Annotated in this window: 16 protein-coding genes; 5 read left to right on the top strand and 11 right to left on the bottom strand. The window is 63.0% G+C overall.

What is annotated here, in order from left to right; all coding sequences use genetic code 11:
* Positions 1-160 precede the first annotated feature (160 nt).
* The 3 genes from RFM40_RS10290 to RFM40_RS10280 all read left to right on the top strand — a co-directional run bounded on the left by RFM40_RS10290 (position 161) and on the right by RFM40_RS10280 (position 3,088).
* Positions 161-1,147, top strand: coding sequence for a sulfate ABC transporter substrate-binding protein (locus RFM40_RS10290; RefSeq protein ID WP_320225371.1), 987 nt, complete (start codon positions 161-163; stop codon positions 1,145-1,147).
* Between the two features lie 247 nt (positions 1,148-1,394).
* A complete protein-coding gene (locus RFM40_RS10285) occupies positions 1,395-1,844 on the top strand; it encodes an RrF2 family transcriptional regulator (RefSeq protein WP_320225370.1) in 450 nt (149 codons plus the stop codon).
* A gap of 95 nt (positions 1,845-1,939) precedes the next feature.
* The gene (locus RFM40_RS10280; protein ID WP_320277486.1) at positions 1,940-3,088 is read left to right on the top strand and encodes a hypothetical protein; all 1,149 of its coding nucleotides are present in this window, start codon (positions 1,940-1,942) and stop codon (positions 3,086-3,088) included.
* Here the strand turns inward: RFM40_RS10280 and RFM40_RS10275 are convergent.
* The 10 genes from RFM40_RS10275 to RFM40_RS10230 form a co-directional block, all read right to left on the bottom strand.
* Positions 3,085-3,552 (bottom strand): gluconokinase, encoded by a 468-nt coding sequence (locus RFM40_RS10275; RefSeq protein ID WP_320277528.1) that lies wholly within the window; start codon positions 3,550-3,552, stop codon positions 3,085-3,087. The two genes, RFM40_RS10280 and RFM40_RS10275, sit on opposite strands and share 4 nt — an antisense overlap.
* A gap of 50 nt (positions 3,553-3,602) precedes the next feature.
* The gene (locus tag RFM40_RS10270; protein WP_320225368.1) at positions 3,603-4,589 is read right to left on the bottom strand and encodes an ABC transporter permease; all 987 of its coding nucleotides are present in this window, start codon (positions 4,587-4,589) and stop codon (positions 3,603-3,605) included.
* Positions 4,586-5,566, bottom strand: a complete 981-nt coding sequence (locus RFM40_RS10265) for an ABC transporter permease (RefSeq protein WP_320277485.1) — start codon at positions 5,564-5,566, stop codon at positions 4,586-4,588. The genes RFM40_RS10270 and RFM40_RS10265 overlap by 4 nt, the downstream gene beginning before the upstream one ends.
* The gene (locus RFM40_RS10260) at positions 5,563-7,110 is read right to left on the bottom strand and encodes a sugar ABC transporter ATP-binding protein (protein ID WP_320277484.1); all 1,548 of its coding nucleotides are present in this window, start codon (positions 7,108-7,110) and stop codon (positions 5,563-5,565) included. Before RFM40_RS10260 ends, RFM40_RS10265 begins: the two co-directional genes overlap by 4 nt.
* Before the next feature lie 73 nt (positions 7,111-7,183).
* The gene (locus tag RFM40_RS10255; protein ID WP_320225365.1) at positions 7,184-8,308 is read right to left on the bottom strand and encodes a sugar ABC transporter substrate-binding protein; all 1,125 of its coding nucleotides are present in this window, start codon (positions 8,306-8,308) and stop codon (positions 7,184-7,186) included.
* Between the two features lie 284 nt (positions 8,309-8,592).
* Positions 8,593-9,621, bottom strand: a complete 1,029-nt coding sequence (gntR, locus tag RFM40_RS10250; RefSeq protein ID WP_320277483.1) for an HTH-type transcriptional regulator GntR — start codon at positions 9,619-9,621, stop codon at positions 8,593-8,595.
* Positions 9,622-9,814: 193 nt separating this feature from the next.
* A complete protein-coding gene (locus tag RFM40_RS10245) occupies positions 9,815-10,597 on the bottom strand; it encodes an ATP-binding cassette domain-containing protein (protein WP_320225363.1) in 783 nt (260 codons plus the stop codon).
* The gene (locus tag RFM40_RS10240) at positions 10,590-12,839 is read right to left on the bottom strand and encodes an ABC transporter permease (protein WP_320277482.1); all 2,250 of its coding nucleotides are present in this window, start codon (positions 12,837-12,839) and stop codon (positions 10,590-10,592) included. Before RFM40_RS10240 ends, RFM40_RS10245 begins: the two co-directional genes overlap by 8 nt.
* 82 nt (positions 12,840-12,921) lie before the next feature.
* Complete coding sequence (locus RFM40_RS10235; RefSeq protein ID WP_292233035.1) at positions 12,922-14,004, bottom strand: substrate-binding domain-containing protein; 1,083 nt, start codon at positions 14,002-14,004, stop codon at positions 12,922-12,924.
* A 233-nt stretch (positions 14,005-14,237) separates the two neighbouring features.
* Positions 14,238-15,407, bottom strand: a complete 1,170-nt coding sequence (locus tag RFM40_RS10230; RefSeq protein WP_320277527.1) for an MFS transporter — start codon at positions 15,405-15,407, stop codon at positions 14,238-14,240.
* Positions 15,408-15,624: 217 nt separating this feature from the next.
* Here RFM40_RS10230 and RFM40_RS10225 point away from each other — a divergent pair, with 217 nt between their 5' ends.
* A complete protein-coding gene (locus RFM40_RS10225) occupies positions 15,625-15,912 on the top strand; it encodes a DUF3175 domain-containing protein (protein ID WP_126099173.1) in 288 nt (95 codons plus the stop codon).
* On the opposite strand, the gene RFM40_RS10220 is transcribed toward RFM40_RS10225, so the two are convergent.
* Positions 15,909-16,901: an ornithine cyclodeaminase family protein gene (locus RFM40_RS10220; protein ID WP_320277481.1), complete on the bottom strand. Its 993-nt coding sequence runs from the start codon at positions 16,899-16,901 to the stop codon at positions 15,909-15,911. The genes RFM40_RS10225 and RFM40_RS10220 overlap by 4 nt on opposite strands.
* 139 nt (positions 16,902-17,040) lie before the next feature.
* On the opposite strand from RFM40_RS10220, the gene RFM40_RS10215 reads away from it, so the two are divergent.
* On the top strand, positions 17,041-17,502 hold the full coding sequence (locus RFM40_RS10215) for an Lrp/AsnC family transcriptional regulator (protein WP_320219497.1): 462 nt from the start codon (positions 17,041-17,043) through the stop codon (positions 17,500-17,502).
* Positions 17,503-17,539: the final 37 nt, after the last annotated feature.

Here is a 17,539-nt window from a genome sequence, read left to right as displayed (position 1 = left end):
GCGATGAATCGGCTTGGAAGAAAATCCTATTAGGCGGCTGTTTGGGCGACGCTTTTTCCGGGCGACCCCACTCCTCCCGCTGCGTGTGCCTCGTCGGGCCAGGCCTTCCCCATTAAGGTCGTGCTATAGTCTCAATCCATTCTCAAGGGAGCCTATTGTCGTGAAGCGCTTATTGCTTGGCATCGCCACTTTCGCCGGCCTCGTCCTCGCCTCCTCCCAAGCCTGGTCGGCCGACAGGCTGCTGAACGCCTCCTATGACGTCGGCCGGGAATTGTTCGCAGAGGTCAACAAGGCCTTTATCGCCGGGCACCCCGGCGTGACTGTCGATCAATCCCACGCCGGAACCTCGGCGCAGGCACGCGCCATTGCCGAAGGCCTGGCCGCCGATGTCGTCACGTTCAACCAGGTCACTGATGTCGACTTCCTGGTCAAGAAGGGGCTGGTCTCAGCCGATTGGCAGAAGGATTTCCCGGACAACGCCTCGCCCTTCTATTCGCTGCCCTCCTTCCTGGTGCGCGCCGGCAATCCCAAGCACATCAAGGACTGGAACGATTTGGTGCGCGACGATGTGCAGGTGATCTTCCCCAACCCGAAGACTTCCGGCAATGCGCGCTACACCTATCTGGCGGCAACCGCCTACGCCAAGGAGGCCTTCAAGGGCGACGATGCCAAGGTGAAGGAGTTCATCGCCAAGCTGTTCGCCAACGTGCCGATCTTCGACACCGGCGGCCGCGCCGCCACCACCACTTTCGTGCAGCGCGAGATCGGCGACGTGCTGATCACCTTCGAGTCGGAAACACGCGGTATCCGCAAGGAATATGGCGACGACAAGTTCGAGCAGGTCACGCCTTCGGTCAGCCTGTTGGCCGAGTTCCCGGTGGCGATCGTCGACAAGGTCGCCGACGAGCACGGCAGCCGCGATCTCGCCATGACCTATCTCGACTTCCTCTATTCAGCGGAAGGACAGGACATCGCCGCCCGCAACGGCCTGCGGGCCCGCGACGCCGCAGTCGCCGCCAAATACAAGGCCGATTTTCCCGACGTCCGCCTGTTGACGGTGGACGAGGTCTTCGGCGGCTGGGACAAGGTGCAGAAAGAGCATTTCGCAGCCGGCGGCCTGCTCGACCAGGCCTACGGCAGCCGGTAGGCTGCCTTATCGGGAAAGTGCAGGAAGGCCGGCTTTGCCGGCTTTCTTCATATCTGGCGCCGGCATCGGCTTGACGCCGAAATGATGGCAGCCAATGTGAAAAACGTTACGAAGAATCAACGCGTTTGTGCCTAACCTCTATTGGCGAATTGTTGGGCCAAACGGCGTTCTGCGGCCAAACTGTCATGATTTGCACACAAACAACCGCCAGATGCAGGCGATTGGGGTTTGATGAACTGAATCGGGCATGCTGACCAAAAAAGGCAAATACGGCCTCAAGGCCCTCGTGCATCTTTCCGGCCTGCCGGCCGGCGAGCTTGCATTCGTCAACGACATAGCGGTCGCCAACAACATCCCGAAGAAGTTCCTGGATGCCATCCTGGGCGAATTGCGAAATGCCGGTTTCGTGCAGAGCCGCAAGGGCAAGGAAGGCGGCTACCGCCTTGCCAGGCCCGCTTCCGAGATCAAGATCGGCCATGTCGTGCGCGTGCTCGACGGACCGCTGGCGCCAATCCCTTGCGCCAGCCGCACGCAATACCAGCGCTGCGAGGATTGCGACGAGGCGACGTGCCAGGTCCGCCACATGATGCTGGAGGTGCGCCAGGCGATCGCCGAGGTTCTCGACAATCGCAGCCTCGCCGCGATGCGCGATGCCGACAACGACGATTTCCCGGCCGAGCTGACCTCGCAGATCTGACCGCCCAGCCGCGGCGCCATACCGTAGTTGTCTATCCGCGACGGACGCAGTAAAGCGGCTGAAGGATGGCAACGAGGTCTGGGGGTATCCGACGCATGAGGCTGCCTTGGCTTGGCAAGTCCCGCAGGGCCAAACGGCAACCGTCATCCGCCAATATCTATCACACCGAGATCATCGCCGACGTGGCGGTGCCTGAGCGTGGCGAAACCGTCCGCTTCTTCAGCCGCAAGCTCGTCCGCCCCGGCAAATTGCGCAGCGTCTCAAACAAGGATCTGCGCGAGGGCCTGCTCTTCTTGTTCTATCTCGGCGTGGCGGCGCTCCTGCCGGTCGCCTGGTGGGCGCCCGTCTGCGATCGGGTGTCGACGCTTCGGCGCAAGCGTCATTTTCACAAGGAATTCGGGCGCTATGACGTCGCGATCAAAGCGGTGCTTGGCGATGGCGCTGACACGCAAAGTCTTTTCAGGGGCCATCTCGCGGCCGCGCATCGCCGCCGCCTGATGCTTGCCGCGCATCTCGTTCCCCGCCGCTGGTCGCCGGCAATCCGGCTGGAAGGCGTCGACGGCTTACGCGAGGCCTTGCAGCGCGGCCGCGGCGCCATCGTCTGGTGCGATCAGTTCATCGCCCAGACCATCATCGGCAAGCGCGCCCTCTTCGAGGCCGGCATCGAAGCGCACCAGGTGAGCGTCAATTTCCATGGCTTCTCGGAAAGCAAATTCGGCCTGCACGTGATCAACAGGCCGCTGGTCGAGGTCGAGAACCGCTTCCTGAAAAGCCGCATCGTCTTCGAGCGCGCCGATGCCTACCAGGTCACCGCGCGCATCCAGAAGACGCTGAAGGAGAACGGCGTCGTGCTGATGACCAACACCATCCATGCGGGCTCCACCTTCACCGAAATCGCGATGGGCGAGCACGGCTGGACCCACCTCGCCTCGGCGCCGGCAAATTTCGCGGCGCGCGCAGGTGCTGCGCTGTTTGCCATGTCGACCCTGGAGACCGTGCCCTTCCGTGAATACCGGGCGATCGTCAGCCCTGAACTGAAACCCGTCGCTGCCCAGCCGGCGTCCCTGCCGGCAAGGGACGTGGCGGTAAAGAACCTGGTCCTGCAGGCGGGCTACATCCTGCTCAAGCGCGACCGTCTGTTGGAAGCGGTCAAATTATATCCGGAGCAGATGATGGCCTGGTCCGGCGCCAATCGGCTCACCGGGCAGCAGGATCAACCCGCGATCGGTAACGACGCCGTCTAGTCAAGTACTTCTTTGACGATCGCGGCGATGGTATGCGCCCCGTCCACTGTCACCGCCGACTCGTCCGCGCCCGGCTCTTCCAGGGTCGCGAACTGGCTGTCGACCAGGCTCGCCGGCATGAAATGGCCTTTGCGGCCCGCGACCCGCCGCCAGGCGGTCTCGCGATCGATCTTGAGGTAGAGGAAGGCGACACCTGGACAAAAGCCGCGCAGCCGGTCGCGGTAGCTGCGCTTCAGCGCCGAGCAGGCCGCCACCGCCTTCTGTCCGTCGGTGACGGAGGCCGCGATGCGCTCGCCGATGGCCTCGAGCCAGCCTTCGCGCAAGGCATCCGTCAGCGGCTCTCCCCGCGCCATGCGCGCCACGTTTTCCGGCGGATGCAGTCGATCGCCTTCGATGAAGATCGCGCCCAGCTCTTTGGCCAGCGCCTCGCCGACGACCGTCTTGCCGCAGCCGGCCGCTCCCATCACGACGATGGCCGGCGCTGACCGGATGTCGTTCAATCCTTCATCCACGATCAGCGACTTGCCGGCGCGCGGCCATAGAGCAAAAGCATGGCGACGATGACGACGCCATAGATGATCTGCCGCCCCGCCTCCGGCATCTGCATGACCGAGAGGATCGACTGCAGCAGCGTGATCAGGATCACGCCGGCGACGGTTCCGAGATAGGAGCCGCGTCCGCCGAGGATCGAGGTGCCGCCGAGCACCACCGCGGCGATCGACGGCAGGAGATAGGCGTCGCCCATCGACTGCGCGGCCTTCGATGCGTAGCCCGCGAGCAGGACGCCGCCGAAGGCCGAGAGCCCGCCGGACACGGCAAAGGCGATCATCACCACACGGCGCGTGTCGATGCCGGACAGATAGGCGGCGCGCTCGCGATTGCCGATGCCGTAGACGGCGCGGCCGAAGCTGGTGCGTGTCAGCACGAAGACCATCGCAGCCCCTATCAGCGCCCAGATGATGACGGCGTTCGGCACCCCAGGAATGGTAAAACCGGTTGCGAGGTAGCGCATCGCCGCCGTCGCCGAATCCTGCGGCGAGAACCCGCCCGTATAGACCACCATCAAACCTTGCGCGACGGCATTGGTGGCCAAAGTGATGATCATCGAAGGAATGCGCAGATACGCGACGCCGATGCCGTTGACGATGCCGATCGCCACCCCGCACAGGATGCCGAACGGGATGGCGAGAGCCACGCCGACCGGGCCATAGGCCGCGGCCGCGCAGGCCATCATGGCGCCGGTCGCCACGGCCCACGGCACGGACAGGTCGATCTGGCCGAGCAGGATCACCAGCATCATGCCGGTGGCGATCACGCCGAGGAACGAAGCGACCTTCAGCTGCTGCAGGAGATATTCCGGCGACAGGAAGCTGCGCGAATAGAGGCTGCCGACCAGAAGCAGGAGCACGATGCAGGCAAAGGCGGTGACCACCGCGGGATCGGCGCGGCGGATGAATTTCGGCATGCGGCCGGCGATGCCGCCAAGCGTCGTTTCGCTCACAGGAACCACTCCAGCCGGTTGCGCACCCTGAACAGCGCGAAGGCGCCGAGGCTGACCGCGATCAACAGGATAACGCCCTGGAACAGCGGCTGCCAGAGCGGATCGAAATCGAAGACGAACAACAGGTCGCCGATGGTGCGGAAGGCGAGCGCGCCGAAGATCGCGCCGATGGCGCTGCCCTTGCCGCCGAACAGCGACACGCCGCCGAGCACGACCGCAGCGATGGAAAACAGCGTGTAGGCGTTGCCGCTCGCATAGGCGGCCTCGCCGGTGTAGGTGAAAAAGGTCAGGAACAAACCTCCGATCGCGGCGAGCAGCCCAGCAAGCGTATAGGCAAGGAATTTGCCCCTGCGGATCGGCACGCCCGACATATAGGCCGCCGTCTCCGAGGACCCCGCGGCATAGGCGGCGCGGCCGAGTTCGGATCGGCTGAACGGCACCCAGACGATGAGCACCACGACGAACAGCGCCACAAGGCTCGCCGGCACGACGCCGAAGAAGCGCCCGGTCAGGAAATCGGCGAGATCTTCGTTGACCGATCCGCCGGGCACCGGCCGCAGCAGCAGCGCTAGCCCAAAATAAACAGCGCCCGTGGCGATGGTCGCCACGATCGGCTGCAGGCGGCCATAGATCACGATGGCGCCATTCACCGCCCCGCAGATGAGCCCGGTGCCGAGCACGGCCACCACGCCCAATGCGGTTTCGAGTCCGGTGCCGATCACCAGCCAGGAAGCCATGCAGTTGGTGAGCGTGAAGATCATGCCGACCGACAGGTCGATGCCGGCGGTGATCACCACCAGCGTCTGCGCCATGGCGACGAAGGCCAGCAGCACGCCCTTGTTGGCGGCCGTCTGCACGACATTGGCGGTGAAGCCTGCCGGATGGTTTGCGCTGTAGATCGCGAACATGACGATGAAGATGGCGAAGGCCAGCAACGTCCCGCGCTGTTCGGCCAGCCAGTAGCGCCAATCCCTCACGCGCCCTCTCCTTGCCTCGACCCGGAACCTTCGCCGTGGATGTTGAGCGCGCTGGCGATCAGCGCATGCTCGGTGATCTCGGCGCCGACGAGCTCGCGCTTGACCGCGCCGTCATAAAGCACAAGCACGCGATCGCAGCAGCCGATCAGCTCGTCATAGTCGGTCGAGTAGAACAGGATCGCGGCGCCTGCATCCGCAAGCTTGCGCATCAACTGGTAGAGCTCCTGCTTGGTGCCGACATCGATGCCGCGCGTCGGATCGTTGAGAAGGATGATGCGCGGCTGCCGCATCAGCCATTTGGCGATGACCACCTTCTGCTGGTTGCCGCCGGAAAGCGCGCCGACCGGAATGTCGAGGCCCGCAGTCTTGATGGCCAGAAGCCCGACCATGTCGTCGATCAGCCGCTGCTCGGCGCCACGGTCGATGACCCCGGCCTTCGACAGCCTGTCGAGCGCCGCGAAGGACAGGTTTTCGCGCACCGTCATCGGCAGCATCAGCCCTTCCGTCTTGCGGTCTTCCGGAATCAGCGCCATGCCCACGCGATCTTCGCTCGCGGCTGCGGGGCTTGCGATCGAAACCGGCTTGCCGTCGACCAGGATCTGCCCGGAAAGGCCGCGCAGCACGCCGAAAAACGCAAGCAACAGCTCGCGCTGGCCCTGGCCGTCGAGACCGCCGAGTCCGACAACCTCGCCGGCTCCGATCGACATCGAGATATTGTCCAGCCGGCCGCTCCAAGAGAGGTTGCGCGCCTCCAGAACCGGAACCGCGCCGGACTGGTGACGGACCGGCTTTGGCGGGAAGATGTGGCTGTATTCGCGGCCGATCATCAGTTCGACGACTTCGTTGTCGCTCTTCGAACCCGCCGCATAGCTGGCGACATTGCGGCCGTTGCGGAACACCGTGCACTGGTCGGCCAGCTCGGCGATCTCGTTCATGCGATGCGAGATGTAGAGCAGCGCCAGCCCTTCCCCGCGCAGCCGCTTCAACACGCCGAATATCTTGGCGACGTCGGCCGCCGTCAGCGCCGAGGTTGCTTCGTCGAGGATCAGGATGCGCGGCTTCCTGGCCAGCGCCTTGGCGATCTCGACCATCTGCCGGCGCGACAGCGGCAGATCCTTGACCAGCGCCAGTGGATGGATGTCGGAGGCGCCGGCTCGCGCCAGCGCCTCTTCGGCGATGCGCCGCTGCGCCTTGCGGTCGATCATGCCGAAGCGCTTGGGTGGGTCGGAAATGACGATGTTGTCGGCGACGCTGAGTTCCGGGATGAGCGACAGTTCCTGGAAGATGCAGACGATGCCTGCCTGGTTGGCGGCGGCCGGCGACGCGAAAGTCACCTCGCGGCCTTCCAGTGTCATTGTGCCTTCGTCGGGCGCGACGACGCCGGCCATGACCTTGATCAGGGTCGATTTGCCGGCGCCGTTTTCGCCGAGGATGGCGTGGATGCTGCCGGCCGTCACCGTAAGGTCGGCCTTTTCCAGGGCCCGAACGCCGCCATAGCGCTTGGATATGCCTTCCATGTGGAAGAGCGGTGCCGCGCCGTCCATCAGCCCTCCCAGGCCAGTTCGCGATTGGCGTCAAGCAACCGGCGCCGCGACCATCTCGCGGCGCCGGATAAGGCTACTTGTTTTCCTTGGTCTGGCCCATGATTTCCTGCGCGGTGAAATTGATGCCGCAGGTCGGGAAGGAGTTGCCGACGAAGAAATTGTCGGACTGGTCCGGGAAGAAATCCTGCCCCGCCTTGAAGTTCGGATCCTCGACGATGGCTAACGGCAGCTTGACCGACTGCGGTACGACATTGCCTTCGAGCGCGGCGATCGCCGTTTTGATGGCGACCGCGACCTGGGCCGGTCCGGTGCCTGCCGAAGAGCACTTCAGTCCGTCGCCGGCATGCGCGGCGCAGTATTTGCGGAAGCCGTTTTCCGTCTCGCCGCCGAACGGCACGAACGGATGCTTGGCGTCGATCATCGCCTGCACAATGCCGGTGTCGCCGCCCTGTCCCGTGATGCCGTCGAACGGTCCACTGGTGGCGATCGCATCGGCCGTTGCCTTCTGCGCCACGCCGTCATCCCATTTGCCGACGACCTCGGTGACATCCCACTTCTTGCCGGACCCATCGAGCACCTCATGGATGCCGTTGTGGCGGTCGGTGTCGACAGAGGTCCCCGCCACGCCGCGCACCTCAAGCACCTTGCCGCCATTCGGCACATGCGAGACCAGCCATTTGCCCCACAACTCGCCGAGGCCCTTCTGATCGACATTGACGTTGATGGCATCCTTGGTGTCGAGGATGTTGTCGAAGGCGACGAGAATGACGCCGGCTTCCTTGGCGCGCTTGATCACCGGCCCGAACGCAGTCGGGTTCTGGGCATTGACGACAATAGCGTCAAAGCCGGAATCGATGAAGTTGTTGATCGCCGAAATCTGCGCCGGCACATCCTCGCCGGTCGATACCACCTTGAATTCCTTCAGCTTCTTAGCCACGTCCGGCTGCGCGGCATAGGCCTTGGCGGTCTGGATCATCTGGATGCGCCAGGTGTTGGCGATATAGCCGTTGGCGAGCGCGATGCGGTACGGCCCATCCTTCTTCGGATATTTGAAGAACTGTGTGTCGGCCGCCCAGGGCGCGAAACAGTCGGGCTCGGCGGCCGGCCCCTTGACGATTTCCGGATCGGCGATCGCCGAAGAACTCAGCATGACGAATGCAGTGGCGGCAATGACGCCGCCAACGAGTGACTTGATCATCGATATTCCTCCCAGTTGCAGTTCTGCTTGTCGATGGATCCGCGCTGTCGGCCGGCTCCCTCACGCCAGTCCGATACGCTTCCGAGGTGACTTGCGCTGTCCCTCTTCCTCCCCTCTCCGCCGGCTTACAAAACTATCATATTATACATAATAAACAAGCATGAGCTGTTGCTTATGTATAATAAACAGCCTTGTTGCTCCCAAATCGCATACTTGGCGGGAAATATGGTAGCGCTACCATATTATAGTGTAAACCGGCATTCGCACAGTCGCCGCTGCGTGTTTCAACGTGCGGTGCTCTCGCGGCGTATGAGCTCGAAACCGAGGTCGACAACCCGCTGCTGCGGCCTCTGGCCTGCGATCGCGGCAAGCGCCATCGCCACCGCCCTGCGGCCGATTTCGTAGCGATGCGTGCGGACGCTGGTGACCGAAGGGAACGCCGCCTGCATCATGTCGAGGTCGTTGAAGCCGACGATGCCGATTGTCTTCGGCACCGCGATCGCGGCACGGCGGCATTCGAACAGAACGCCAAGCGCGATATCATCATTGTTGCAGAAGACGCCGTCGAGCGACGGCATCTTGGCAAGCGCATCGCGCAAAAGCTCGCGGCCAAGGCTCACGCTGGACAAGAGCGGCGTGGTTGTGACCAGACGCGGATCGAACAAGCCGATCGCCTCCATCGCCGCGCGATAGCCGGCAAGGCGCCGCTGCGAACGCGGATCCATGCGCGCGCCGATGAAGGCGATCCGCCGGTAGCCCATTTCGATCAGGTGCTCGGTGGCCGTCCGGCCGCCGTCGAAATGCGAGAAACCGACCAGCATGTCGACCGGATCGGGTCCGGTTTCCATCACTTGCACCACCGGGCAGCCGGCCGTCTCCAGCAGCTTTCGCGACAGCGGCGTCTGGTCGATCCCGGCCACGATCAGCGCCGCAGGGCGCTGCAGGGCAAATACCTGCAGCAGCCGCTCTTCCTCCAGACCCGAGTAATGCGTGTTGCCGAGCTGGATGCGGAACGGGCTGTCCGACAGGCTGTCATAGATGCCGCGCACCACCTCGGCAAAGACGTTGTTGGTGAGAGAAGGCACCAGCACGCCGAAGACCTCCGCGCGCGCCGAGGCCAATGCCCGCGCGTTGGGATCCGGCACATAGCCGAGTTCGTCGACGGCAGCCTGTATCTGCCGGCGCAGATCTTCCGAAACCCGCCCGGGCTCGCGCAGGGCGCGCGACACGGTGATGGCGCCTACCCCCGCCTTGCGCGCTACATCGGCAATCGTCGGGCGGCCGCCGCCGCGCCGCGAGCGCGGCCTGGTCACGGCCCAGCCCTTCTTGTGCGAAGGGAAAACAGCGGCGAGCCGACCACCAGCATCTTAGCCACAGCAATCATATTTCGCAGCCCGTCCCATTCCGGTCTGGGTCGCGCAGGCCATGGCCATTGTCAAGCCGACGACTATTGGTTCAGCCCATCCCCGGTAGGGCCGATAAGCCCTCAGGCCAACGCCTCGGTGGTCAGACCGCCCTCGCCTGATCGGCCGTAAGCGCCTGCTCCCGCGTGCCTGAGACTATGATCTCTAGGACCTCGTGCTCGTCGGTGTTCCTGACGTGACGGTCGCCGACATTCTCGCCGCGCTTGAGCACCATGACACGGTCGCCTACGGCGAAAATGTCGACCAGCCGATGCGAGATGATGATCTGGGCAACACCCTGCCTTTTCAGTTCCAGCATGGTCTCGAGGAGCCGCTCGGTCGCCATCACCGAGAGATTGGCGGTCGGTTCGTCGAGGATCACGACGCGTGGCTCGAACGAAATCGCGCGGGCAATCGCCACGGATTGCTGGCGACCGCCCGACAGACTCTCGACCTTCTGGAAAACGGAGTTCACGTCGACCTTGAGCCGCTTCAGTACGCGGTCGGCCTCGGCGTACATCTTGCGGCGATTGACGAACGGGCCTTTGCGGGGCCAGCGGCCAAGAAAGATGTTCTGGCCGACATCCATGTTCCCGCAAAGAGCGAAATCCTGGTAGATCATCTCGATGCCCGCATCGCGGCTCTCATGCGGACTCTTGAAGTGCACCGGTTGGCCGGCGACGAGGATTTCTCCGGCGTCGCGCTGATAAGCGCCGGTCAGGATCTTCATGAGCGTCGACTTGCCGGCCGAGTTGTCGCCGACCAGTCCAAGGATCTCTCCGGGATAGAGCACCAGATCGACTTTCCGAAGCGCCTGAACGGCGCCGAAGGCTTTTTCGATGCTTCGCATTTCCACGATCGGTTGAGGCAACGCAGCATCAGGCATGAACGGTTTTCCGGGTTCGTGCGCGTCGCGCGAGGCGGGCTCGCAGGCGACCGAAGATGTTGGCCTGGCGCACCCAGATGTCGATCAGCACCGCGGCAATGAGGATGACGCCGATGAAGACGTTGATCCAATGCTGCGGCATGCTGAAGCCCTGGACATTGAGTTGCAGGAGCGACCGAACGAGAGTGATCACGGCTGCACCGGCCAGAGAACCCAGCATAGTGCCGTAGCCGCCGAAGATCGACCCGCCGCCGATGATCACGGACGCGATGGCGTCGAGTTCGCGGAACTGGCCTGCAACGGGGTTGAAGCTTCGGAAATAGGCGACGTTGATGATCCCGGCCATCGTCGCGCAGAACGCCGCCAGCATGAGCGAGACGAAACGCGCCCGGTTGGTGTTGATGCCGGCATAGGCGGCGGCACGGATGTTGCCGCCGGTTGCATAGACCTTTTGCCCGAACGGCGTATAGGCGAGCACGATACCGGCAATCAGGGCCACGAAGATCATCCAAACCGTCTGCACACTGACCACCTCGGCCAGTGTTTTGAGGATGCCATCCGGAAGCACGATGTGGAAGTGAAGGAGGATGTCGTTCACCTTGCGGCCGAGCAAATTGTAGCCCTCCGGCCAACCGGTAAGCTGCTGGCCGGCGACGAACCACGCCGCGAGGCCGCGGGCGATGTAAAACATGCCAAGCGTTGCGATGAAGGCCGGGAGTTTCAAGCCGACGGCGACGATGGCGTTGACGAGGCCGGCGAGCATTCCCGCAACTAGGCCCATCGCGACAGCGGTGACGGGATCGGCGCCCAGGACCTTCAGGAAATAGGCCGCCGCGCTGCCGGCGAGCGCCAGGACGGCTCCGACGGAGAGGTCGATATCGCCGGCCGCGATGACGTAGGTAAGCCCGACCGTGATCAGCGCGAGCTCGGTATAGTTGAGCAGGATCGCGAAAGTGTTGGACAGGTTCCACCAGTAATCCGGCCTGAGCAAAAGACCCGTAAGCCACAGCACCACGGTCAGGATGACGGCGAGGGCATCGCGCCGGGCGAGGAACTTGCCGAACCCGGTCGCCGACAGCGCGATGTCGGTCGCCATTGCGCCCTTGGTCACCACGCCCTCGAGCGCGACGCCGCCGATCTCGAAGGCCGGCGGCGGTGGCCTGCCGCGCAGCCATGCCCATAGGCGCGCCGCGACCTGGCGGCGGATGAGGTAAGGTTCAATCAGCACGGCAATGACGAGCAGCAGCCCGAGGAAGACCGGCACCGCCCCTACTGGCAGGGAGTAGACGGCGTTGACCGTCACCTCCTCCTCGCCGATCTTGATGGTGCGCGTGATCGGCAAACCCTCGCGCAGCACTTTGTCGAGCAGAACGACCAGCGTGGCGCCGAGGCAGGACCCGGCGACTCGGCCGCGACCGCCGAGAATGGAAGCGCCGCCGATGATCACCGCGGCGATGACGGTCAGTTCGCCGCTGACGCCGTAAAGCGGGGTCACGCCCTTGTCCTGAGCGGCCGACAGGAGGCCGGCAACGGTGGCGCAGAGCGACGAGAGCAGATAGGCACGGATGCGCACCCAGTTCGTCGGTATGCCGGCATAGACCGCTGCCTGCTCGTTGCCGCCCGTCGCAAAGGTCTCGTAGCCCCAGCGAGTGTTGGCGAGCACGTAGGCGCCGATCGCGGCAACGACCGCGAAGATCGCGATCTGGTTGTTGAAGCCGAAGACGTTCGTCTCGCCGAGATGGAAGAAGAGCGGGGCCTCCTTCGCTTTGCCTGGATAGTAAATCGCCTGACCGTGCGTCAGGGCGAGGACGAAGCCGCGGCCGATCAAAAGCGTGGTCAAGGTGGCGATGAACGCCGGCACTTTCAAGATGGTTACGAGCACGCCGTTGACGAGGCCGATCACCATGCCAAGAAGGATGCAGACGGTTACCGACGTGACGATGTCGAGATCGGCGAAGCTTGGCGCGAACAGCCTGGCAAAAACGACGGCCACAAGGCCGTAGATGGAACCGACCGAAAGGTCGAGGTCCTTGTTGACGATGACGAAGGTCATACCGACGGCGATGATGGCGACTCGCGAGGTATCGCGAAGCAGTGCATGAAACGCATCCGGCGAGCCGAAGAACGTCGGATTGACGGCAGCGCCGCCGAGATAGATCAGCGCCAGCAGAGCAAGCAATCCCATTTCCCAGCCGCCGACGAGCTGGGGTGGAAGGCGACGAGCGAGAGCTTCAGCGGGCATTCTTTGATAAAAGGGTTCCGAAGGCCAAAATGCGCGGGAGGATACCAGCCCTCCCGCGCTGGGTTCAGTATCGCTTTGACATTCAGTTCTCGAAACGCTTGCCGACCTTTCCAACGGTCTCCTGCGTCACGAGTTGGGCGCGCGTGTCGAGATTGGCGGCCGCGATGCCACGATCGATCTGCAGATAGAGTTGCATGACCGGATAGAAGCCCTGCAAGAAGGGCTGCTGCCCGAGCGCGCCGGTCAGGTCGCCGCTCTTCAACGCATCCTGCTGCGCCGGACCGAGGTCGAAGCCATAGGCGCAGATCTTGCCGGCCTTTCCGGTCTGGGCGACGGCCTTGGCCAGCGCAGGCGTAAACACGTTGTTGCCGGCGAAGGCGCCGACAACGTCACCGCGCGATTCGAACAGCGTCACGATGCCGTTCACCGGATCGTTCGGATTGGTGTCGATGCCGGTGTTCTCGGGACCTGCGTCGACCTTGAAGGCCTCGAGCTTGCCGGCGTCCTTCAGGCCTTTGACGATCGCGTTGAAGGCCGAGGTGACGCGATTGTTCACTTCGATGTTGCCCATCGCGGTCGATGACGGCAGAACGATCGAGCCCTTCTCGATACCCTTGTCCGCCAGGCACTTGACGAGTGCCTCGCCGGCGATCGCTGCGGCGGAGGCGTCCTGACCGGTGTGGCTGATGCCGCTGCGGTCGAGGATCGTGCCGTCGAAGGAATTGGTCGTTGCTACCGGTATGCCCTTGGCCTCTGCGGCCTTGACGATGTCGTTATAGGCGCCGACCTGGGGCGTTGTCATGATCAGCCCGTCGATCGTCGGATCCTGCACGATCTGATTCAGGATTTCGATCTCGCGGGCCGGGTCGTCGGTCGGAGATTCCGAGCCGAGCAGCAGTATCTTGGCGCCGATCAGATTGCCGGCGGCGGTTGCGCCGACATAGACCGGATCGAAGAAGCCGTTGCCGGCCGTATGTGTGACGATGGCGAAGGTGAGATGGCCATCGGCCGAATGGAAATCCTTGGTGGTGGGGGCTTCCTTTGCGGCTTCCTCGAAGCTGTAGCCGCCGACTGCTTTCTCGACGCCGCCGGACTGCGCGAAGGCGGAGGGCACGCCGAGCAACAACGCCGCGGCGGATGCCGCGAGCGGGAAAGTACGTCTCATGATTATCCTCCCTTGCATTCAACGGGCGGAAGCCGTTCGAGCGCATTTATTCAGGAGATTTTCCGAGTGCTTCCTCCCACTTCGCAATATTCCGCCCAAAGCCTGTCCAAGTAAATAGCCTGCTGCATCCAGTATTCGGGCGCGACGTCATGCGAAAGAGCGCGGACGAGTTCGGCCGCCCCACCCCTTTGCGCCGGTAGACAACCTGGCCATGGCCAAGTTGCCGGCGGACATCAGGCCAGCGCTTCCACGCCTCGCCTCGCCTTCCACATAAGGAGCAACACGGCTGTGAGATTCACCAGATTCCAAGCGATGCCGTTGAGGAATGCCGCGGCGTAGGAGCCTGTGAGATCGTAGATCCAGCCCGACATACAGCCGCCGACCGCCATGCCGAAGATGGTCGCCATCAAGACGATGCCGACGCGCTGGCCGGCTTCCTTGGCCGGCATGTAGTCGCGCACGATGATCGCATAGCAGGGCACAATGCCGCCTTGCGAGAGACCAAAGATGAGCGAGACGACATAGAGCGAGGCAAGCCCGTCGAAGGGGATATAGAAGAACAACGACACGCATTGCAGCGCCGAGCCGATGAGCAGCGTCTTCACCGCGCCGATGCGATCGGCGAGAAAACCCGACCCGATGCGGCTGACGACGCCCGCCGCCAGCATGATCGACAGCATGTCGGCGCCGCGCGCGACGCCATAGCCGAGATCCATGCAATAGGCGACGATGTGCACCTGCGGCATCGACATCGCCATGCAGCAGCCGAAGCCGGCGACGACCAGCAGCATCTGCAGCGCTGACGGCGACAATGAGATCGGCTGAACCGGCCGGCTGCCGGATGAGCCGGCGGCCTCGCGCGGCGCGCCGCGCCGCAGCATCAGTACCAGCGGCACCATGGTCGCAAGGCAGAACACACCGATCGCTGCATAGGCGAAACGCCAGCCTTCACCTCGCATGATGTAGGGAATCACGATCGGCCAGACCGCACCGGCCAGATAGCTGCCGGAGGCCGCGGCCGTCACGGCGACCCCGCGGCGGCGGTTGAACCAATGCGAAATATCCGCAATCAGCGGCCCGAAAATCGCCGAGGTGCCGAGGCCGACCAAAAGCCCCTGGGCAAGGGTGAAGCCGAGGATCGAGGTGGTGAGCGAAGCGAGAAGAAAGCCCGCGCTCAGCGCCGCCGCGGAGGCGAGTGCCGGTATCCAATAACCCATGCGGTCAATGGCGCGCCCGACCAGCACATTGCCTGCGGCGAAGCCGACCATGGTCGCGGCATAGGGCATCGACGCGGCGGCCCGGTCGACACCGAACTCGGCCTGAACGGCGGGCAGTACCACGACCACCGCCCACATGCCGGCGCCGCCTATCGTCGCCAGCAGCAAGGAAATGCCGAGCCGCATCCACGCATAGAAGCTGTCGATGCCGGCGTCGTTTGCCGCGTTTCCAGGGATTGTCGTCAAGGCGTTTCCTGTTCGCGATTCTTCGAGACCGGGCGGTTTCAGCCCAGTATCGGCGCATTTCTGCTGCCGAGCAGCGCCACGACGGACAAATGCGTGGCTCCAGCAACCGGGAACCGGCCCTGCCGCCCGGAGTTGTGCCCATGGAAGGAGCTTCACCATGACCGCTAAAAAGAAATGGTCGGCCGAGGTGACCGAGCACAGCGACGCGCTGGATCTCGAAGAGCACGTCTTCGAATCCGACGATGCCAAGAAGATCGCCGCCTCGCTCAAGCGCTCGGCCGAGCATAGCCACCGCCGCAAGGCGGAGCCGTTCCGGTCCGCGATGTCGATGCTGAATTTCTACATCAACCGCGCCGGCAGGAACCTGCCGGAGCAGCGCAAGCGTGTGCTGGAAAAGGCGAAGGACGAACTGCGCGTCGCCTTCGGGCGCGAAAAGCAGGACTAGAGAGAAATAGCTTGGCCCGCCCCCAGGCGTTTGGCCTCGCGGTAAGCGAGGTCGGCTGCCACCATATCTTCCATGGCGACGCCCATGGCCTTGTAGATTGTGATCTGCTCATCTGACGTCCGACCTGGTCGCTGTCCCAGCAACATCGTACCAAGGTCGGTGCCTGACTCGGGATCAATATTTGCAAGTTCGCAGCAGCCCACGGGTGTTGGCGAGAAGGAGTCCCGCGTTTCAACGAAGAGGTTGCCGCGAGCGATCAAATCGATCGGAAGTTCGCCGCCGGGTGGCGCGACGCCAACCGAGGACACGTGCGTTCCTGGCTGAACCCATTCCGCTGATATCGCGGGGACGTAAGAATGCGTCGCGAGGCATACGACATCCGAAGAGCGTACCGCAGCCTTGAGGTCCTCGACGGCAGTGATACCTGAATGACGTGAAGCCAACGTCTGCGCCTCGGCAAAATCCTTCGAGAAAACGCGGATTTCTTGGAAGTCGCGAACGAGCGGCAACAGATGAAGATGCTGGCTGGCTTGAACGCCGGCGCCCACGACTGTCGCGACCTTGGCATTGCGCCTGGCGAGCTCTCGCACCGAGAGGACGGCCGAGCCAGACGTACGTACAGCCGTGATGTAGGTGCCATCCATGATGCAAACAGGCATTCCTGTTTCTGGATCGAAGAGATGTATTGTTGCGAGGTGACTTGGGATGGCCCGGGCGATATTGCCTTCGAAGACGTTGACCAGTTTCACGGTCAAATGCATCCCCTTCATCCAGGCCGGCATCGCCAACGAATAGCCTGCATTAGGAATATCGAGTTGTGGCCGCGCTGGATTGACGACACGACCGTCGGAAAGCGCTTTGAACCCGTCCGCTAGCGCGTCGAGCAGCTTGCGCAGGTCGATACATTTTTTGACCTCCGCTTCGCTCAACGAGAGAACCTTGATCTTCCCCTTTGCGTGACTGCTCGAGGCGGGCTGTGTGCTGTCCATGATGTTGCTTGCCTTCGTTCCGGTTTGGCGCTCGGTGCCTTCCAAACGTATTGTGGCAAACTGGCGTGATGAAATATGCTAATTTCGATTTCTTTGCGTGATTATCGCGCATTCTGGCAAGAGAAAGTGTGAATCCGAAATGAATGATCTAGACCGCGTCGACCGGATGCTGCTCAAGCTTTTGCAGGAAGATGGTCGCCGAACCGTACTTGACCTCGCCCAATGCGTTGGGCTGTCACCGACCGGCGCATCCCAGCGCATCAAGCGCCTTTTCAGTGAAGGCTTTATCCGCGCCGTCCGGGCTGTGCTCGAACCCTCGAAGATCGGACGCGGCACCCTCGTCTTTATCGAGGTAAGGCTCGATCACACCGCGCCGCACGTCTTCGACCGCTTTGCAGAGGCTGTTGCGAAGGCACCCGAAATCATCGAATGCCATATGGTGATTGGTGGTTTCGACTACTTGGTCAAAGCACGAATAGCTGACATGGCGACGTTTCAGGAATTCCTGCAGCGGGTGATTCTGCCGCTTCCTGGTGTCAGAGAAACCCACACTTACGCATCAATCGGTGATGTGAAGCCTGACGCATTGTTGCCGCTTTGACGCTACCGGTTTCTGCACCGGTTGAGACCGGAAAATT

Source organism: Mesorhizobium captivum (genome assembly GCF_033977165.1).
GTDB classification, from domain to species: Bacteria; Pseudomonadota; Alphaproteobacteria; order Rhizobiales; family Rhizobiaceae; genus Mesorhizobium; species Mesorhizobium captivum.
Note: the sequence above shows the minus strand (reverse complement) of the source record. Positions and strands in the feature narration are given on the sequence as shown.